Annotated in this window: 16 protein-coding genes and 1 pseudogene; 13 read left to right on the top strand and 4 right to left on the bottom strand. The window is 72.5% G+C overall.

Annotated features, from left to right (window positions below):
- The first annotated feature begins 29 nt into the window (after positions 1-29).
- The 3 genes from ACWGKJ_RS26670 to ACWGKJ_RS26660 are packed head-to-tail and all read left to right on the top strand — an operon-like array spanning position 30 to position 4,266.
- Entirely contained in the window at positions 30-2,144 is a 2,115-nt protein-coding gene (locus tag ACWGKJ_RS26670; RefSeq protein ID WP_385028497.1) for a putative cobaltochelatase, read from the top strand.
- Positions 2,144-2,740, top strand: coding sequence for a cob(I)yrinic acid a,c-diamide adenosyltransferase (gene cobO / locus ACWGKJ_RS26665; RefSeq protein ID WP_385028500.1), 597 nt, complete (start codon positions 2,144-2,146; stop codon positions 2,738-2,740). The genes ACWGKJ_RS26670 and cobO overlap by 1 nt, the downstream gene beginning before the upstream one ends.
- A complete protein-coding gene (locus tag ACWGKJ_RS26660) occupies positions 2,734-4,266 on the top strand; it encodes a cobyrinate a,c-diamide synthase (protein ID WP_385028503.1) in 1,533 nt (510 codons plus the stop codon). Before cobO ends, ACWGKJ_RS26660 begins: the two co-directional genes overlap by 7 nt.
- Before the next feature lie 110 nt (positions 4,267-4,376).
- On the opposite strand, the gene ACWGKJ_RS26655 is transcribed toward ACWGKJ_RS26660, so the two are convergent.
- A complete protein-coding gene (locus ACWGKJ_RS26655; protein WP_385028506.1) occupies positions 4,377-5,099 on the bottom strand; it encodes a ZIP family metal transporter in 723 nt (240 codons plus the stop codon).
- Between the two features lie 142 nt (positions 5,100-5,241).
- On the opposite strand from ACWGKJ_RS26655, the pseudogene ACWGKJ_RS26650 reads away from it, so the two are divergent.
- From ACWGKJ_RS26650 to ACWGKJ_RS26630, 5 genes and pseudogenes are all read left to right on the top strand, one after another.
- Positions 5,242-5,622 (top strand): annotated as a pseudogene (locus tag ACWGKJ_RS26650) (cobalamin biosynthesis protein); the annotation flags it as partial.
- 91 nt (positions 5,623-5,713) lie between these two features.
- A complete protein-coding gene (gene cobC, locus ACWGKJ_RS26645) occupies positions 5,714-6,814 on the top strand; it encodes an Rv2231c family pyridoxal phosphate-dependent protein CobC (protein ID WP_385028510.1) in 1,101 nt (366 codons plus the stop codon).
- 106 nt (positions 6,815-6,920) lie between these two features.
- On the top strand, positions 6,921-7,367 hold the full coding sequence (locus ACWGKJ_RS26640; RefSeq protein ID WP_385028513.1) for a MarR family winged helix-turn-helix transcriptional regulator: 447 nt from the start codon (positions 6,921-6,923) through the stop codon (positions 7,365-7,367).
- Positions 7,360-8,799 (top strand): MFS transporter, encoded by a 1,440-nt coding sequence (locus tag ACWGKJ_RS26635; protein ID WP_453315831.1) that lies wholly within the window; start codon positions 7,360-7,362, stop codon positions 8,797-8,799. The genes ACWGKJ_RS26640 and ACWGKJ_RS26635 overlap by 8 nt, the downstream gene beginning before the upstream one ends.
- A gap of 93 nt (positions 8,800-8,892) precedes the next feature.
- The gene (locus tag ACWGKJ_RS26630) at positions 8,893-9,450 is read left to right on the top strand and encodes a cysteine hydrolase family protein (protein ID WP_385028519.1); all 558 of its coding nucleotides are present in this window, start codon (positions 8,893-8,895) and stop codon (positions 9,448-9,450) included.
- A gap of 130 nt (positions 9,451-9,580) precedes the next feature.
- Here the strand turns inward: ACWGKJ_RS26630 and ACWGKJ_RS26625 are convergent, their stop codons facing one another.
- Positions 9,581-10,552 (bottom strand): SCO1860 family LAETG-anchored protein, encoded by a 972-nt coding sequence (locus tag ACWGKJ_RS26625; RefSeq protein ID WP_385028522.1) that lies wholly within the window; start codon positions 10,550-10,552, stop codon positions 9,581-9,583.
- Positions 10,553-10,917: 365 nt separating this feature from the next.
- Positions 10,918-12,003 carry an amidohydrolase family protein gene (locus tag ACWGKJ_RS26620; RefSeq protein ID WP_385028525.1) on the bottom strand — a complete coding sequence of 362 codons (1,086 nt, stop codon included), beginning with the start codon at positions 12,001-12,003 and terminating at the stop codon, positions 10,918-10,920.
- A gap of 133 nt (positions 12,004-12,136) precedes the next feature.
- On the opposite strand from ACWGKJ_RS26620, the gene ACWGKJ_RS26615 reads away from it, so the two are divergent.
- The 5 genes from ACWGKJ_RS26615 (at position 12,137) to thpD (ending at position 16,904) form a co-directional block, all read left to right on the top strand.
- Entirely contained in the window at positions 12,137-13,270 is a 1,134-nt protein-coding gene (locus ACWGKJ_RS26615) for a pyridoxal-phosphate-dependent aminotransferase family protein (RefSeq protein WP_385028527.1), read from the top strand.
- Positions 13,271-13,646: 376 nt separating this feature from the next.
- Entirely contained in the window at positions 13,647-14,177 is a 531-nt protein-coding gene (ectA, locus tag ACWGKJ_RS26610; protein WP_385028530.1) for a diaminobutyrate acetyltransferase, read from the top strand.
- A gap of 29 nt (positions 14,178-14,206) precedes the next feature.
- Positions 14,207-15,475 (top strand): diaminobutyrate--2-oxoglutarate transaminase, encoded by a 1,269-nt coding sequence (gene ectB / locus ACWGKJ_RS26605; protein ID WP_385028533.1) that lies wholly within the window; start codon positions 14,207-14,209, stop codon positions 15,473-15,475.
- Between the two features lie 121 nt (positions 15,476-15,596).
- Positions 15,597-15,995: an ectoine synthase gene (locus ACWGKJ_RS26600; RefSeq protein WP_385028536.1), complete on the top strand. Its 399-nt coding sequence runs from the start codon at positions 15,597-15,599 to the stop codon at positions 15,993-15,995.
- A gap of 6 nt (positions 15,996-16,001) precedes the next feature.
- The gene (thpD, locus tag ACWGKJ_RS26595) at positions 16,002-16,904 is read left to right on the top strand and encodes an ectoine hydroxylase (RefSeq protein ID WP_385028539.1); all 903 of its coding nucleotides are present in this window, start codon (positions 16,002-16,004) and stop codon (positions 16,902-16,904) included.
- 64 nt (positions 16,905-16,968) lie between these two features.
- On the opposite strand, the gene ACWGKJ_RS26590 is transcribed toward thpD, so the two are convergent.
- Entirely contained in the window at positions 16,969-18,009 is a 1,041-nt protein-coding gene (locus ACWGKJ_RS26590) for an aminotransferase class V-fold PLP-dependent enzyme (RefSeq protein WP_385031754.1), read from the bottom strand.
- Between the last annotated feature and the right edge of the window lie 113 nt (positions 18,010-18,122).

Here is an 18,122-nt window from a genome sequence, read left to right as displayed (position 1 = left end):
ACCCGAGCATCTGAAGGAGTGATCCCGAAGTGACCACGCCCTATCCGTTCACCGCTGTCGTGGGCATGGACGACCTGCGTCTCGGGCTGCTGCTCAACGCGGTCAGCCCGGCAGTCGGCGGCGTGCTCGTGCGCGGCGAGAAGGGGACCGCGAAGAGTACGGCGGTGCGGGCTCTGTCCGCACTGCTGCCCGGGGTCCCGGTGGTACCGGGGTGCCGCTTCTCGTGCGACCCCGGCGCGCCCGACCCGGCGTGTCCGGACGGCCCCCACGAGTCCGCCGACGGCGTGTCGCGCGAGGCGCGCATGGTCGAACTGCCCGTCGGCGCGTCCGAGGACCGGCTGGTCGGCGCCCTGGACATCGAACGCGCGCTGGCCGAGGGCGTGAAGGCCTTCGAGCCGGGGCTGCTCGCCGACGCGCACCGAGGGATCCTCTATGTCGACGAAGTCAACCTGCTGCACGACCACTTGGTGGATCTGCTGCTGGACGCCGCGGCGATGGGCGCCTCGTACGTGGAGCGCGAGGGCGTCTCCGTACGGCATGCGGCGCGGTTCCTGCTCGTCGGGACGATGAACCCCGAAGAGGGTGAGCTGCGGCCGCAGTTGCTGGACCGCTTCGGGCTGACCGTCGAGGTCGCCGCCTCGCGCGATCCGGACCAGCGGGTCGAGGTGGTGCGCAGGAGGCTCGCGTACGACGACGACCCCGCCGGGTTCACGGCCCGCTGGGCGGACGAGGAGGGCGCGCTGCGGGAGCGGATCGTGGCCGCGCGTGCGCTGCTGCCCTCGGTACGGCTGGGCGACCGGGCGCTGCGGCAGATCGCCGCGACCTGTGCCGCCTTCGAGGTGGACGGGATGCGCGCGGACATCGTGATGGCGCGCACCGCGACCGCGCTGGCGGCCTGGGCGGGGCGTACGGACGTCACGGCCGACGATGTGCGGCAGGCGGCGCTGCTCGCGCTGCCGCACCGCCGCAGGCGCAACCCGTTCGACGCGCCGGGGCTCGACGAGGACAAGCTCGACGACACGCTGGCGGAGTCCGCGGGCGACGGCGACGGGCCCGACGGCGACGACGACGGCCCCGGGCCCGAAGGTGGCGGCGGTGGCGGGCTGCCGCCGCAGCGTGACGGGGACGGCGGCCCTGACGACACACCGGCGCGCCCGGAACCGTCGGCTGACGGGTCCGACACGCCGGCGCACGAGGAGCCGTCAGCGGACGGGTCCGGCACGCCGGCGCCGCAGGGGGCGGGCGAGGGCGGCCCCACCGCGCCCGGCGGTGGCGGGGAACAGGCGGCGGCCAGACCGGCAGAACCGTTCCGCACCCGCGTACTGAGTGTGCCGGGGCTCGGCGAGGGGGCCGCGGGGCGCCGCTCACGGGCCAGGACCGAGCACGGCCGCACCACCGGTTCACGCCGGCCGCAGGGCGCGCTCACCAAGCTCCATCTGGCGGCGACGGTCCTGGCCGCCGCGCCGCACCAGCGGGCGCGCGGGCGCTCGGGGCGCGGTCTCGTGGTGCGCAGGGACGATCTGCGGCAGGCCACCCGGGAGGGGCGCGAGGGGAATCTGGTGCTCTTCGTGGTGGACGCGTCGGGTTCGATGGCGGCCAGGCAGCGGATGAGCGCGGTGAAGGGTGCGGTGCTCTCGCTGCTGCTCGACGCATACCAGCGGCGCGACAAGGTGGGCCTGGTGACCTTCCGCGGCAAGGACGCGGAGATCGCGCTGCCGCCGACCTCGTCCGTCGACGCGGCAGCGGCCCGGCTCGACACACTGCCGACCGGCGGGCGCACCCCGGTGGCCGCCGGGCTGCTGAAGGCCCATGAGGTCCTGCGGGTCGAGCGGATGCGGGACCCGTCCCGCCGGCCGCTGCTCGTGGTCGTCACCGACGGCCGGGCCACCGGCGGCCCGGATCCTGTCGCCCTGGCGGCGCGCGCGGCGCGGCTGCACGAGGCGGAGGGCGTCGCATCGGTCGTCGTGGACTGCGAGACGGGGCCGGTCAGGCTGGGGCTCGCCGGGGAGCTGGCGCGGCGGCTCGGCGGTACGGCGGTGACGCTGGACGAGCTGCGGGCCGAGAGCATCGCAGGTCTGGTGAAGGACGTGGTCAAGGACACCGCGCAGGACATACGGAGCAGTTCGCCGAGGAGGGCAGCGTAATGCCGCAGGGACAGCCGACCACCGTGCCGGACGACGGGCTGACCACCCGGCAGCGCCGCAACCGCCCGCTGACCATGGTGCACACGGGTATCGGGAAGGGGAAGTCGACCGCTGCCTTCGGGCTCGCGCTGCGCGCCTGGAACCAGGGCTGGCCCGTCGGGGTGTTCCAGTTCGTGAAGTCCGCCAAGTGGAAGGTCGGCGAGGAGCGGGCCCTGCGGGTGCTCGGGGACAGCGGTGAGGGCGGGACGGTCGCCTGGCACAAGATGGGCGAGGGGTGGTCCTGGGTCCAGCGGTCCATCGAGTCGAGCGAGGAGGCCGCCCGAGAGGGCTGGGAGCAGGTCAAGCGCGACCTGGCGGCGGAGAGCTACCGGCTGGTCGTGCTCGACGAGTTCGCCTACCCGATGCACTGGGGGTGGGTGGACACCGATGAGGTGGTCTCCGTACTGCGGGACCGGCCGGGCACCCAGCATGTGGTGATCACCGGGCGGAACGCGCCGCAGGCGCTGCTCGACGTCGCCGACCTGGTGACCGACATGTCCAAGGTCAAGCATCCGATGGACGCGGGGCAGAAGGGGCAGAGGGGCATCGAGTGGTAGCCAGACTCGTCATCGCCGCGCCCTCGTCGGGCAGCGGCAAGACCACGGTCGCCACCGGGCTGATGGCCGCGTTCGCCGGGCGCGGGCTCGCCGTGTCGCCGCACAAGGTGGGCCCCGACTACATCGACCCGGGCTACCACGCGCTGGCGACCGGCCGCCCCGGGCGCAATCTCGACGCGTACCTCTGCGGTACGGAGCTGATCGCGCCGCTCTTCGCGCACGGTGCGGCCGGGGCGGACCTGGCGGTCGTCGAGGGCGTGATGGGGCTGTACGACGGGGCGGCCGGGCAGGGCGAGCTGGCGTCCACCGCACAGGTCGCGAAGGTGCTGCGGGCCCCGGTGGTGCTGGTGGTCGACGCGTCGTCGCAGTCCCGTTCGGCGGCGGCGTTGGTGCACGGCTTCGCCTCCTGGGACCCGGAGGTGCGGATCGGCGGGGTGATCCTCAACAAGGTGGGCTCGGACCGGCACGAGGCGCTGCTCCGGGAGGCCCTGGACGAGTCGGGGGTGCCGGTGCTCGGGGTGCTGCGGCGCACCGGGCAGGCGCGGACCCCATCCCGTCACCTGGGCCTGGTGCCGGTGGCGGAGCGGCGCCCCGACGCGGTGGGCGCGGTCGCGGCGATGGCGGAGCAGGTGCGTGCGGGGTGCGATCTGGAGGCGGTACTCGCGCTGGCGCGCAGCGCCCCGCCGCTGGACACCGCACCGTGGGACCCGTGGGAGGCACTCGGCGCGGCGGCGGACGTCGGCACGGCGGTACGGGCCTCGGCCACCGGGGAGGGCACGGCGCTACGGGCCACGGCCACCGCGGGCGGCGGGCCGGTGGCAGGCGTCGCGGCTTCCGGAGGCGGGCCGGTGGGACGGGTCGTGGCCTCCCGGGGCGGAACAGCCGGGCGGGACACCGCCTCCGGCACCGGTGCGGGCCGCCGGGCGCGGCCCGTCGTCGCCGTCGCGGGCGGGGCCGCGTTCTCCTTCTCGTACACCGAGCACACCGAGCTGCTCACCGCGGCGGGCGCCGATGTCGTCGGCTTCGACCCGCTCCATGACGAGCGGCTCCCCGAAGGGACCGGCGCGCTGGTCATAGGCGGCGGTTTCCCCGAGGTGTACGGGCCCGAGCTGTCCGCCAACGAGCCGCTGCGCCGGGCCGTGGCCGGGCTTGCGGCGTCCGGCGCACCGGTGGCCGCCGAGTGCGCCGGGCTGCTCTATCTGTCGCGGTCGCTCGACGGGCACCCGATGTGCGGTGTGCTGGACGCCGAGGCCCGGATGTCGGAGCGGCTGACGCTCGGCTACCGGGACGCGGTGGCCGTGTCGGACAGCTCGCTGGCGCGGGCCGGGACCAGGCTGCGCGCCCATGAGTTCCACCGCACCGTCCTGGAGCCGGGCGCGGGCGCCACGCCTGCGTGGGGTGTGCACCAGCCGGAGCGCCGGGTCGAGGGCTTCGTCCAGCAGGGCGTGCACGCGAGCTATCTGCACACGCACTGGGCCGCACAGCCCGGAGTCGCCCGCCGCTTCCTGGACGGGTGCGCGGGTTGAACGGTGCACGGACGGAACGGGTACGCGGTACGAGCCGGGCCACCGAGTGGAGCGGATCTGAAGCGGGTCCGGGCCGGGGAACAGCAGGTCCGGCCCGGACCGCCCGGGCCTCAGCCCGCGGCGCCCACCACCAGCCAGATGAACGCCACCCCCGCCACCGTGCAGAGCAGGGTGGAGCGGGCCGGGTGTTCGTGGTGGGCCTCGGGGAGGATCTCCGCGGCGGCGAGATAGAGCAGGACACCGCCGAAGAAGCCGAGATAGCAGCCGAGCGGCTGCTCCGGAAGGGTGAACAGCAGCGTCGATGCCGCGCCCAGCACGGGCGCCAGCGCGTCGGCGACCAGCATGGCGATCGCCTTGCGCCGCGCGTTCCCGTACAGGCTGGTCAGGGTGTACGTGTTGAAGCCGTCCGCGAAGTCGTGGGTGACCACCGCGATGGCGACGGCGGCGCCCATCCCGTCGCCCACCTGGAAGGCCGCGCCGATCGCGACACCGTCCATCAGGCTGTGGCCGACCATCGCGGCCGCCGCGGTCAGCCCGACCTGGGGCACCCGCTCCTCCGCCGCCCCGTGCGCCGCCTGGCGCACCGCGAGCAGCCGCTCCACCAGGTGGGCGACGAGGAACCCGCCGACGAACAGCAGCAGCGCGGCCGGCACCCCGAACACCTCACCGCCCGCCGCGCGCAGCGCCTCGGGCAGCAGGTCGAGCCCGACCACACCGAGCATCAGGCCGCCGGCCAGACCCAGCACGAGGTGACGCTTGTCGGTGACCCGCTGAGCGGTCCAGCCGCCGACGAGCGTCATCAGGAACGCGCCGAGCGCGACGAAGACCGCCATGGGCCCTGCCTAGCCCATGACACCCGGTTCCCGCATGTCAACGTCTGAACCCGCCGAAGACGGTCACACCCCCGTGACCACTGACGCGACCGGCCCCGTGAGCGCTGCGGTGCCCCCTGCCGTGACCGGCCCGGCGGCCGAGCCCGGTCCGCTCGTCGTGGGGGTGGGGGCGTCCCGGGGCGTGGGCGCCGACGAGGTGCTCGGACTGATCGCGGACGCCCTGCGGGACGCCGGTCTGCCGCCCTCCGGTGTCGCCGAGCTGGCGACCGTGGACGCCAGGGCAGCCGAGCCGGGGCTGGTCGCCGCCGCCGTACGGCTCGGTGTGCCACTGCGTCCGTACAGCGCCGCCGTGCTCGCCCGGATCAGGGTGCCCCATCCGTCCGGGGCCGCACGGGCCGCGGTCGGCACCCCGTCGGTGGCGGAGGCCGCCGCGCTGGCCGGCGGGGGCGAACTGCTCGTCCCGAAGCGGAAGTCGGCGCCGCACGGCCGGGCGGCGATGGCGACCTGCGCCGTGGTGCGCCGGGCCCCCGCATGACCGGCCCCGGGCCGCCGGACGGCACCATCCGGGGGCCCGGCGAATCCAGGACCTCCACAACAGTCCCACTTTCACCCTGATGACGACGGGCACCGCCTTCACCACCATGGCAGTCATGCGCACACACACGGACGTCCACGATCTGCGGCACCACGGCGACGCCGAGGTACGGGACTGCGGCCCCGGCGGCCTCACCGACCTCGCGGTCAACGTCAGGGCGGGCACTCCCCCGCCCTGGCTCAGGGACCACATAGCCGCCTCGCTCGGCGGCCTGGCCGCCTACCCCGACGGGCGGGCCGCGAGAGCGGCGGTGGCCGCCCGGCACGGGCTGCCGGTCGAACGGGTCCTGCTGACGGCCGGAGCCGCTGAGGCCTTCGTACTGATCGCCCGCGCGCTCCCGGTGCGCAGACCCGTCGTCGTACACCCGCAGTTCACCGAACCGGAGGCGGCGCTGCGCGACGCCGGACACACCGTGCGGCGGGTGCTGCTGAGCGCGGACGACGGGTTCCGGCTGGATCCCGCGGCGGTGCCCGACACGGCGGATCTGGTGGTGGCCGGCAATCCGACCAACCCGACGTCCGTCCTGCATCCGGCGGCGACGCTCGCCTCGCTGGCCGCGCCGGGCCGGCTGCTGGTGGTCGACGAGGCGTTCATGGACGCGGTGCCCGACGAACGCGAGTCGCTCGCGGGCCGTACGGATGTGCCGGGCCTGATCGTCCTGCGCAGCCTCACCAAGACATGGGGGCTCGCCGGACTGCGGATCGGCTATGTGCTGGCCGAACCGGAGACGGTGGAGCTGCTGGAGCGCGCACAGCCGCTGTGGCCGGTCTCGACCCCGGCGCTGGCCGCGGCCGAGGCGTGCTCGGCGGCGCCGGCACTCGCCGAGGCGGCGCTCGCCGCACACGCCATCGCCGCCGACCGCGCCCATCTGCTGGCCGGTCTGGCGGAGTTCGACGAGGTACGGGCGGTGGAGCCGGCCGACGGGCCGTTCGTGCTGGTACGGATGGAGCGCGCCGACGCGGTACGGGAGCGGCTGCGCAGGCTCGGCTTCGCGGCACGCCGCGGTGACACCTTTCCGGGGCTCGGGCCCGAGTGGCTGCGGCTCGCGGTGCGCGACCGTACGACCACCAACCGGTTTCTGCAGGCGCTCGACCAGGCGCTGAGCGGAGTCTCCGGCTGACGTCCCCGGCCGGTGCCTGAGCGGGGCGGAGCGCACCGGCCAGGCACAGCCCATACTGTACAGCTGAAACTGTACAAGTAAGCCTGTAGGCATTAGCGTGGCAGGCATGAGCGAGAACCCGAACCTGCCGCCCTCCGCGGTTCAGGCGTCGCGCGAGGTCCGCGCCGTCATCAGCCGGCTGCGCCGCCGCATCCTCAACGCCGCCCAGGACGAGGACCTCACCCTGGGGCAGGCCTCCGTACTGGCCCGCCTCTCCGGCAAGGCGGGCGTCACGGCGAGCGAGCTCGCCACCACCGAGGGGGTGCGGCACCAGTCGATGACGGCGACGGTCGCCTCGCTCGCCGCCCTGGGGCTCGTGGAGCGGGCCCCGGACCCGGAGGACGGGCGGCGGCTGCTGATCACGCTGACCGCGGAGGGGCACCGCCGGGTGGAGGAAGGGCGGCAGGCCCGTACGGAGTGGCTGGCGGTCCGGTTGCAGGACCGGTGCACGGAGGACGAACGGCAGGCGGTGCTCGCCGCGATGACCGTGCTGGACCGGCTGACCCATGACTGAGGCGGCGACCGGCGGCATAGCGGAGACGGAGAAACCTCGTTTCGACCGGCGGCTGCTGCCGCCGATGATGCTGGGTTCGGTTCTGAACCCGGTCAACTCGACGATCATCTCCGTCGCCCTGGTCCCCATCGGCCGGGCCCTGGGCGCACCGGCCTCGCAGACCGCGTGGCTGGTCTCGGCCCTTTACCTGGCCACCTCGCTCGGACAGCCGGTCGTGGGCCGCCTCATCGACATCTTCGGGCCGCGCAGGCTCTTCCTGCTCAGCACCGGCCTCGTCGGCGTCGCCGGGGTGGCGGGCACCCTGGCACCCAGTCTGGGGCTGCTGATTTTCGCGCGGGTGCTGCTCGGCTTCGGCACCTGCGCCGGGTACCCCGCCGCGATGGCACTGGTACGCAGTGAGGCCCAGCGCACCGGGCGGGACAGCCCCGGCGGGGTGCTGACCGCGCTGGCTGTCGCCAACCAGACCATCGCCGTCGTCGGCCCGCTCGTCGGCGGCCTGCTGATCGCGGCGGGCGGCTGGCGGGCCACCTTCGCGCTGAATGTGCCGCTGGCCGTCGCCGCCGTGTCCCTCGGGCTGCTGCGGCTGCCGAAGCAGACCGGTACGGGCGGATCCCCGATCCGTGGCCACCTGGCCGCCCAGCTCGATCTGCCCGGTATGGGCCTGTTCGCCGCGACCCTCACCTCGCTGCTGCTCTTCCTGATGAACCTGCATCTGCGCGACTGGTATCTGCTGGCGCTCGCCGCGGCGGCGGGAGCCGCGTTCGCGGTACGGGAGCTGCGGGCCGCGACCCCCTTCATCGATCTGCGGGTACTCGGCGGCAACTCACCGCTGCTCGCCACCTACGGGCGCGCGCTCGTGGCCTATGTCGTCGCGTACGGCTTCCTCTACGGCTTCAGCCAGTGGACCGAGGAGGGGTACGGGCTGACGCCCTTCCACGCCGGTCTTGTCCAGATCCCCATGTTCCTGATGGCGATCGGCGTCTCGGTCCTCTCCGGACGGCGCACGGGTGTGCGCGGGAAGCTGCTGGTCGGCGCGGCCGGGCAGATCGTCGCCTGTCTGGTGATGCTGACGCTCACCGGGAGCAGCCCGCTGTGGATGCTGCTCCTGGTCGCCCTGGTCTTCGGCGTCCCCCAGGGACTGAACAATCTGGCCCTGCAGAACTCCGTCTACTACCAGGCCGATCCCGAGCGCACCGCTTCCTCGGCCGGGCTGCTGCGTACCTTCGCCTACATCGGCTCGATGGTCGCCTCGTCCGCGACCGCCACATCCTTCGGACAGCGCGCCGGAACCGGCGGTATGCACACCCTCGCCTGGGTCATGCTCGGGGCCGGTGTGCTCTACCTGCTGCTGACCGCCTTCGACCGTACGCTCGGCCGCCCGGCGGCCACGGACGGCTCCCCCACGGCCGACGACTCCCCCGCCGGGAGGTAGTCCTCCCGGCGGCCCCGCCCGCCCCCCGACCGCTCGCGGTCCGGAACCGCGAGATTCCAGGAACAGCGCTCCACCCCTCCGAAAGGCACGGCCATGTCCCGCCCCGCACTGCTGCTGATGGACCTCCAGAGCAACCACCTCGCCCACATGCCCGACGACTACCTGCCGCACGCCGTACGCGCGCTCCGCGCGGCCCGCGCCGCCGACGTTCCGGTCATCCACGTGGCACTGCAGCTGCGCGACGGTCACACCGACGCCCATCCGCGCAACAAGATCTTCGGCGCCCTTCCGCACCACCTCTTCACGGCGGACGACCCGGGCGCCGCCATCCACCCCGATGTGGCCCCCACGGGCGGCGAGATCGTCGTTCACAAGAACCGCGTCAGTGCCTTCGCGGGCAACAACCTCCAGCAGATCCTGGCCGCGCAGGACATCGACCACCTCGTCCTGGCCGGTATCGCCACCGGCGGAGTCGTCCTCTCCACCGCTCTGCAGGCCGCCGACCTCGACTACCGGGTCACGGTCCTGTCCGACGCCTGCGGCGACCCCAGCCCCGCCCTGCACTCCGCCCTCCTCGGTGAGGTGTTCACACGGCGCGGTGAGGTCGCCACCGTCGAAGCATGGGAGAAGACTCTCGACGCCACCCCCTGAGCACCAGTCCCCTCAGCAGCCCCCGGGCCGCGGCGCCGCGGTGATCCCGCGACACCGCGGCCCAGGCCCCCGTTCCCCCCATCCCCGGGCCGCACCCCCCGTGCGGCCCGGCCCCCGGTGGATCAGCGGATCAGGCCTTGTTACGGCTCCGCGCACGGGCCATCGCGACCGCGCCACCGCCGGCCACGACCAGGGCCACCGCGCCGCCCGCGATGTACGGGGTCGCCGAACTGCCCCCGGTCTCAGCGAGGTTCTCCTTCTCGGGCGCCGCCGCGGGCTTCGGGTGGGCGACGGTCTGCTCCTTGACCCCGGGCGCGGGCGTGGGCTTCGCCGGCTGCCCGCCGCCGTGGCCGGGCGGGGCCGCCACCGGCGACTCACAGGTCGCCTGCGCGAGGGTGACCTCGCCCTGGACGTCCGCGACGTTCAGCTTCAGCGGGTTGACCGAGACCTTGAGCTGGAGCGCGGTGGCGGCGGCCGTACGGGATGTCGTGCTGGTCTTCGAGAGGTCGAGCGTCACATCACCGACGGCGGGCACATGGATCCGCGTCGTACCACCGGCGGTGAGCGTGATCCTCTTGCCGAGAACCGTCACATGGCCCAGTACGTTCGACTCGGCGTGCGGCCGCTCACCGGCGGCGCAGACCGCCTTGGACGTCACCTTCTCGACCTCGATCAGCGACAGCAGCGGCAGCCCGGGGACATGGACCGACGCGCGGGCGACATTGGCGTACCCCTCCGCCTTGTGACGGTCGGCCGTCGCACCGGCGGTGGCGACGTCGGCGCGCAGCAGACTGAACGGGCGGCCCTTGTCGACGCCGTCCAGCTTCGCGGTCAGCGCGGTCCTGTCCGCACTGGCCGGGGCGTGCACCTCGTTGAGCGCGACCGTGAGCGGCAGATCGACGGTCTTGTTGAGCAGCGAGACATCGAGCCCGGTACGGAGCACGACAGCGCTCGCCTTTCCGTCACTGCCGGTGGCCGCCTGCGCGGGTGCCGCGGCGAGAAGAGCCGCGGGGCCCGCGGTCAGCCCGGCGGCCACAAGGACGGCGGCCGTACGGCGTGCGGGCATGAGGCGTGCGGGCATACGGAAGGTGTTGCTGTTCAAGGCGGTGGAACCCCCACAAGAGACATGACGTCGCCGGGGGCGCGTCCCACGGGGACTTCGTGGGTGCGCCGGCGACCGAGACACCGGAATCTTTACGCACTGTGGGTGAACGGTCAGCAACCTGGCGTGAGTTCACTCCAAAGTGGTGTTTCCGTGCTCGCATTCGAATCCTGAGGCACGCGCGTTCCTCCCAGCCCCTCGTTTCACCGCCCAGGAGTGGTGCGCCGACGTACCCGCGGATGACGGGACCGGAAGGCACCAGGTGCCTCAACGAGTGACCGGGCCCGCATGTCACGCCCGGTCAACCCGGCGCCGCACGGGCGGTCCGCCCCCGCAGACCCGCAGCCGCCGTCCCCCTCACGCCCTCACGCCACCGTGCGCCCCTCCAGCACCACCCGGTGCGGCGCCCCCAGCACCCGTACGTCCTCGCGCGGGTCGTCCGCGTACACCACGAGGTCCGCCGGCGCCCCCTCGGCCAGCCCCGGCCTGCCCAGCCACTCCCGGGCGCCCCAGGACGCCGCCGAGAGCACATCGGACACCGGGATTCCCGCCTTCACCAGCTCCGCCGCCTCCTCGGCGACCAGACCGTGCGGCAGTGAGCCGCCCGCGTCCGTACCGACGTAGACCGGGACACCCGCGTCGTAGGCGGAGCGGACGGTGTCGTAGCGGCGCTCGTGCAGCCGCCTCATATGCGCCGACCAGCGCGGGTACTTGGCTTCGCCGCCCGCGGCGAGCCGGGGGAAGGTCGCGATGTTCACCAGGGTCGGCACGATCGCGACCCCGCGTTCCGCGAAGAGCGGGACGGTCTCGTCGGTCAGTCCTGTGGCGTGCTCGATGCAGTCGATCCCGGCTTCCACGAGATCGCGCAACGAGTCCTCGGCGAAGCAGTGCGCGGTGACCCTGGCGCCGAGCCGGTGCGCCTCGGCGATCGCCGCCTCCACCTCACCGCGCGGCCAACAGGCCGACAGGTCCCCGGTGTTCCGGTCGATCCAGTCACCGACGAGCTTGACCCAGCCGTCGCCGTTGCGGGCCTCCCTCGCGACGTACTCGACGAGATCCCCCGGCTCGATCTCATGGGCGTAGTTGCGGATGTAACGCCGGGTGCGCGCGATGTGGCGGCCCGCCCTGATGATCTTCGGGAGGTCGGGGCGGCCGTCGATCCACCGGGTGTCGGACGGCGACCCCGCGTCGCGCAGCAGCAGCGCCCCGGCCTCCCGTTCGCCGAGCGCCTGCTTCTCACTGGTCGCGGCGGAGACCGCGCCGTGTGCGTCGAGCCCGACATGGCAGTGCGCGTCGACCAGTCCCGGCAAGACCCACCCCCGCACGGTGACGGTCTCCGCGGCCGGGCGCGTGTAGGTGATCCGCCCGCCGACCACCCACAGTTCGTCCCTGACGTCCTCGGGCCCGACCAGCACCCGCCCCTTCACATGCAGCACCGTGTGATCGCTCATACGGCGAGCCTAACGACGGGGCCGCGCCGGGCGGCAGGGGCCGGGAGGCCCGGCGCCGGGCCACGGCCCCCGGGACACCCCCTCAGTACCATCGGACCGCCAGCCCGAACGAACTCGCGAAGAGAGCCCCCCCGTGACGCACCCCTTCCTCGACCTCGCCCCGCTCACCCCCGCGCAGTTCGCCGCGATCGAGCGGCAGACGGCGTCGCTGCTCTCCACCCGGCAGGACGTCGTGATCACCCAGGGGGAGGCGCTGCTGCCGCTGGAGGGCTGTATCCGCTCCGGCGCCCGGCCGGGCTCGACCGCCCTGAACGTGATCACCGGGCCGTACGGCCAGACCTTCGGCAACTGGCTGCGCGACTGCGGGGTCACCGTGGTCGACCTGGCGGTGCCCTTCCACACCGCGGTCACCGCGGACCAGGTGCGCGAGGCGCTCGCCGCCCGCCCCGAGATCGACTTCGTCTCGCTCGTCCACGCCGAGGCGGCCACCGGCAACACCAACCCGGTCGCGGAGATCGGCGATGCGGTACGGGCGCACGGCGCGCTCTTCATGCTGGACGCGGTCGCATCGGTGGGTGCGGAGCCGCTGCTGCCGGACGCCTGGGGCGTGGATCTCTGTGTGATCGGCGCCCAGAAGGCGATGGGCGGGCCCGCCGGGGTGTCGGCGGTCTCCGTGAGCGAGCGCGCCTGGCAGCGGTTCGCGGAGAACCCGCGGGCGCCGCGCCGCTCGTACCTCTCGCTCCTGGACTGGAAGGAGCGCTGGATCGACGCGGGCCGCACCGCGCTGCCGCACGCGCCCGCCCAGCTGGAGATGCTGGCCCTGGGGGCCTGTCTGGAGCGGATCGAGTCCGAGGGCCGCACCGCGGTGATGGACCGGCACGCACGGGCCGCCGCGGCCACCCGGGCCGGTGTGCTCGCCCTGGGTGGCGGGCTGACGCCGTTCGTGCACGAGGCACGGGACGCGGCCCCGGTGGCCACCACGCTCCGCACCCCGGCCGGGGTCGACGCGTCCCGGCTGGTCGCGAAGGCCCTGGCGGCCGATCCGACGCTGCCGCTGATCGCCGGCGGCGGAGCGCTGGCCGGGGAGATGGTGCGGATCAACCACTACGGCCCGGACGCCACCGAGGGCGTGGTGCACTCCTCGCTGGCGGCCCTGGGCGGAGCGCTGAGCGATCCGGCGCTGAACGGTGCGGTGCGGGACGGTGCGGCCGCGGTGGATCCGGCTGCCGCACGCGCCGCGGTCTCGGAGGTCTGGCGGCGCGACTGAGCCGTGCGCCCAGGCGGATGCGGGCTGTGTACGGCTGGTGACGGCCGCACACAGCCGCGTAATCAAAGAATTGCAGAATGCAGAATTCCGGCTTTCACCAGTACGCCAGTCCCTTTTCTTCTGCCCGCTTTTCCGGACCCTAAACGCAAGATTTTCCACCGCCCCCACCAGCGGTTTTCGGACGTGCGTCACGAAGGTTACACACATGTGACCGACCCCACAGTGGGTTCGGTATGCCCGATAATTCCGGGACAAATCATCCATATTCGCGACCACAGGAGCCGCCGTCCGCGCCCGCGCGTTAGCACGGAATGAGGTTTTGGCCAACCCCGCCCCGGAATGCATTTTTTGAATTTGCTGGGTAAATTTCCCTTACATGACCGCCGCGCAAGAAGACCTTGTACGTGCCCGTAGTGAATTCCAGGAGATAGACACCCCACGAGTGGAGGACGGAGCCGCGCTCTGGCGTATCGCCCGCGACTCCGAGGTGCTGGACCTCAACTCCTCGTACAGCTACCTGCTGTGGTGTCGTGATTTCGCAGCGACCTCCGTGGTGGCGCGCGACTCGGCCGGTGCCCCCATCGGCTTCGTCACCGGCTATGTGCGCCCCGACCGTCCCGAAGCCCTCGTCGTCTGGCAGGTGGCCGTCGACGCGGCCTGCCGCGGGCTCGGCCTCGCCGGCCTGATGCTGGACGCGCTGACCGCCAAGGTCACCGCCAGGGGAGTGGTCCGGGAGCTCGAAACCACTATTTCTCCGGACAACACCGCGTCCGACCGGCTGTTCCGCTCGTTCGCAGAGCGTCACGGGGCAGCAGTGGAACGTGAAGTGCTCTTCGACGGCGGGCTGTTCCCCGAAGGGACGCACCAGCCGGAAGTGCTGTACCGCATCAGCCCCGTCTCGGCCTGACTGACATCCCTCACCCCAGGAGACTTGCTGTGACCATCACCCCGCCCGCCCTGAGCGTCTTCGAGACCCTTGAGTCGGAGGTGCGCAGTTACTGCCGCAGCTGGCCGGCCGTGTTCGACCGGGCCCAGGGCAGCTACCTCCACGACGAGGACGGCCACACCTACCTCGACTTCTTCGCCGGAGCCGGATCGCTCAACTACGGCCACAACAATCCGGTGCTCAAACGCGCGCTGATCGACTACATCGAGCGCGACGGCATCACCCACGGCCTGGACATGGCCACCACGGCCAAACGGGCCTTCCTGGAGTCCTTCCAGAACGTGATCCTGCGCCCGCGCGACCTGCCGTACAAGGTGATGTTCCCGGGCCCGACCGGCACCAACGCCGTCGAGTCGGCGCTGAAGCTGGCCCGCAAGGTCAAGGGCCGCGAGTCCGTCGTGTCGTTCACCAACGCCTTCCACGGGATGTCGCTCGGCTCGCTGGCCGTGACCGGCAACGCCTTCAAGCGGGCCGGCGCCGGTATCCCGCTGGTGCACGGCACACCGATGCCGTTCGACAACTACTTCGACGGCCAGATCCCGGACTTCCTCTGGTTCGAGCGTCTGCTGGAGGACCAGGGCTCCGGGCTCAACAAGCCCGCCGCCGTGATCGTCGAGACGGTCCAGGGCGAGGGCGGCATCAACGTCGCACGCGCCGAGTGGCTGCGCGCGCTGCAGGAGCTCTGCCACCGCCAGGACATGCTGCTGATCGTCGACGACATCCAGATGGGCTGCGGCCGCACCGGCGGCTTCTTCTCCTTCGAGGAAGCGGGCATCACCCCCGACATCGTCACCCTGTCGAAGTCCATCAGCGGCTACGGGCTGCCCATGTCGCTCTGCCTCTTCAAGGGCGAGCTGGACGTCTGGGAGCCCGGCGAGCACAACGGCACCTTCCGCGGCAACAACCCGGCGTTCGTCACCGCAACCGCCACGCTGGACACCTACTGGGCCGACGGCCAGATGGAGAAGCAGACGCTGGCCCGCGGCGAGCAGGTCGAACGCGCGCTCCTGGCCCTCGTCGAGGAGAATGACGGGGCGGGCGTGAGCTTCCGCGGCCGTGGCCTCGTCTGGGGCATCGAGTTCGAGGACAAGCCGCGCGCCACGGCCGTCTGCCGCCGGGCCTTCGACCTCGGGCTGCTCCTGGAGACCTCCGGTCCGGAGAGCGAGGTCGTCAAGCTCCTCCCGCCGCTGACCGTCTCCCCCGAAGAGCTGGACGAGGGCCTGAGCATCCTGGCCCGCGCCGTCCGCGAGACCGCCTGACACCGGGACCACCGGGACCACCGGGACCATCCGGCACCACCGGACCGGCCCGGCACCGAGACCACCTGACACGCGGCGCACCCGCCGCCGCGACCCGTAACACAGAGAGGCACCCGTCACAGTGATTGTCCGATCGTTCAAGGATGTCGAGGGAACCGACCGACACATCAAGTCCAAGTCGGGGACCTGGGAGAGCAAGCGCATCGTGCTCGCCAAGGAGAAGGTCGGCTTCTCCCTCCACGAGACCATCCTTTACGCGGGAACCGAGACTTCGATGTGGTACGCCAACCACATCGAGGCCGTGCTCTGCACCCAGGGCGAGGCCGAACTCACCAACGACGACACCGGCGAGGTCCACTGGATCGAGCCCGGCACCATGTACCTGCTCAACGGGCACGAGAAGCACACGCTGCGCCCGAAGACCGATTTCCACTGCGTCTGTGTCTTCAACCCTCCGGTCACCGGACGGGAGGACCACGATGAGAACGGCGTTTACCCGCTGCTGACCGAGGAGGTCTGAATCGCCATGACCGAAGTACTGTCCAACATCCGGGCGGATCTCTACCCCACCCGTGGTGCGAGTGAAGTGACCACCCCCCGCCAGGACCCGGTGGTCTGGTCGCAGCCCGGCGCGGCGGGCCCCATCTCCCAGCCGGAGCTCCAGGGCTTCGAACAGGACGGGTTCCTCACCGTGGGCGATCTGCTCACGGACGACGAAGTGGCGCTCTACCGTGCGGAGCTGGACCGGCTGGTCGCCGATCCGGACGTCCGCGCCGACGAGCGCTCCATCATCGAGCCGAAGTCCCAGGACGTACGGTCGGTCTTCGAGGTGCACAGGCTCAGCGAGGTCTTCGCGCAGCTGGTGCGGGACGAGCGGCTGCTGGGCCGTGCCCGGCAGATCCTGGGCTCGGACGTGTACGTCCACCAGTCCCGGATCAATGTGAAGCCGGGGTTCGGCGCCAGTGGCTTCTACTGGCACTCGGACTTCGAGACATGGCACGCCGAGGACGGTCTGGCGAACATGCGGACCGTGTCCGTCTCGATCGCGCTGACCGAGAACTTCGACACCAACGGCGGCTTGATGATCATGCCGGGTTCGCACCAGCACTTCCTGGGGTGCGCGGGTGAGACGCCGAAGGACAACTACAAGCGGTCGCTCCAGATGCAGGACGCGGGCATCCCGTCGAACGCGGCGCTGACGCGGCTGGCGGACGCGCACGGCATCAAGCTCTTCACGGGCCGGGCCGGTTCGGCCACCTGGTTCGACTGCAACTGCATGCACGGTTCGGGTGACAACATCACTCCGTACGCCCGCAGCAATGTCTTCATCGTGTTCAACAGCGTGGAGAACGCGGCGGTGGAGCCCTTCGCGGCTCCGATCCGGCGGCCCGAGTTCATCGGGGCGCGGGACTTCACTCCGGTGAAGTGAGCTGAAGTACGCGGGAGGGGGACGGCACCGGGTGCCGTCCCCCTCCCGCGTATCAGCGGGCCGGTCAGTCCGAGAGCGCGTCGAGCAGCCGGTCGACGTCGGCCGCCGAGTTGTAGAGGTGGAAGGCCGCCCGCAGATGGCCCGCGCGGTCGGAGAGTTCGACGCCCGCGCGGCTCAGCTCGTCACGGCGGCGGCCGAGCCCCGGGGCCGCGACGATCGCCGATCCGGGGGCGGCCACGAACCGCTGTCCGATCCGGTCGAGCCCCGTACGGAAGCGGTCGGCGAGCCCGACGTCGTGGCGCCGGATCGCCTCGGGCCCGAGCTCCTCGATCAGGGCGAGGGAGTGCCGCGCCCCGGCGTACGAGAAGAGGCTCGGGCTCTCGTCGAACCGCCGTGCGCTGTGCGCGAGTTCGGCCACCGGCCCGTAGCAGCTGGCCCAGGGCTCCTCCCCCGCGACCCATCCGGCGAATCCCGGTGTCAGCCCGCCCAGGTCCTCCGGGACCACCAGGAAGCCGATACCGCGCGGGCAGGTCAGCCATTTGAAGGCGACCGCCACGGTGAAGTCGTCGGCGCCCGCGTCGAGCGGGAGCCACCCCGCTGCCTGCGACACGTCCACCAGCGTGCGGGCGCCGTGCGCACGGGCAGCGGCGCGGACCGCCGCGAGATCGGCGATCCGGCCGTCGGCGGACTGCACCGCGCTCACCGCGACGAGCGCGGTGCCCGGCCGTACCGCTTCCGCCAGCGACTCCAGCGGCGCCGACCGCACCTTGAGGCCGCCGCGTACGCAGAAGGGGTTCACCAGCGAGCTGAAATCCCCGTCGGCGACCAGGACTTCGGCCCCCTCGGGGAGTGACGCGGCGATCAGCCCGCTGTAGACGGCGACGGATGCCCCGGCCGCGACACGGGCGGCGGGGACTCCGGCGATCCGGGCGAAGGAGGCGCGGGACGCCTCCACGTCGGCGAACATGTCGGTCGGCCTGCCCGCGGCCGCCCGGGTCACCGCGGTGTGCATCGCGGCGACGGTGCGGGCCGGGAGCAGACCGCTGCTCGCGGTGTTCAGATAGGTCATCTCGGGCGCGAACTCGGCGCCTGCCAAGGTCTCCATGGAACCCACTCTGCGGTCCCGGCCCGCGCGCCGTCCATGGCGCGACGGCGCCGGGCACCGCCAAGCAGCCCTTATGGATCCGCGCTGACCTGCGTGTCCGCCCCTCGATTCGG

Source organism: Streptomyces sp. NPDC054757 (genome assembly GCF_053612185.1).
The sequence above is the reverse complement of the archived record's forward strand: the minus strand, read 5'-3'. Positions and strand labels throughout refer to the sequence as shown.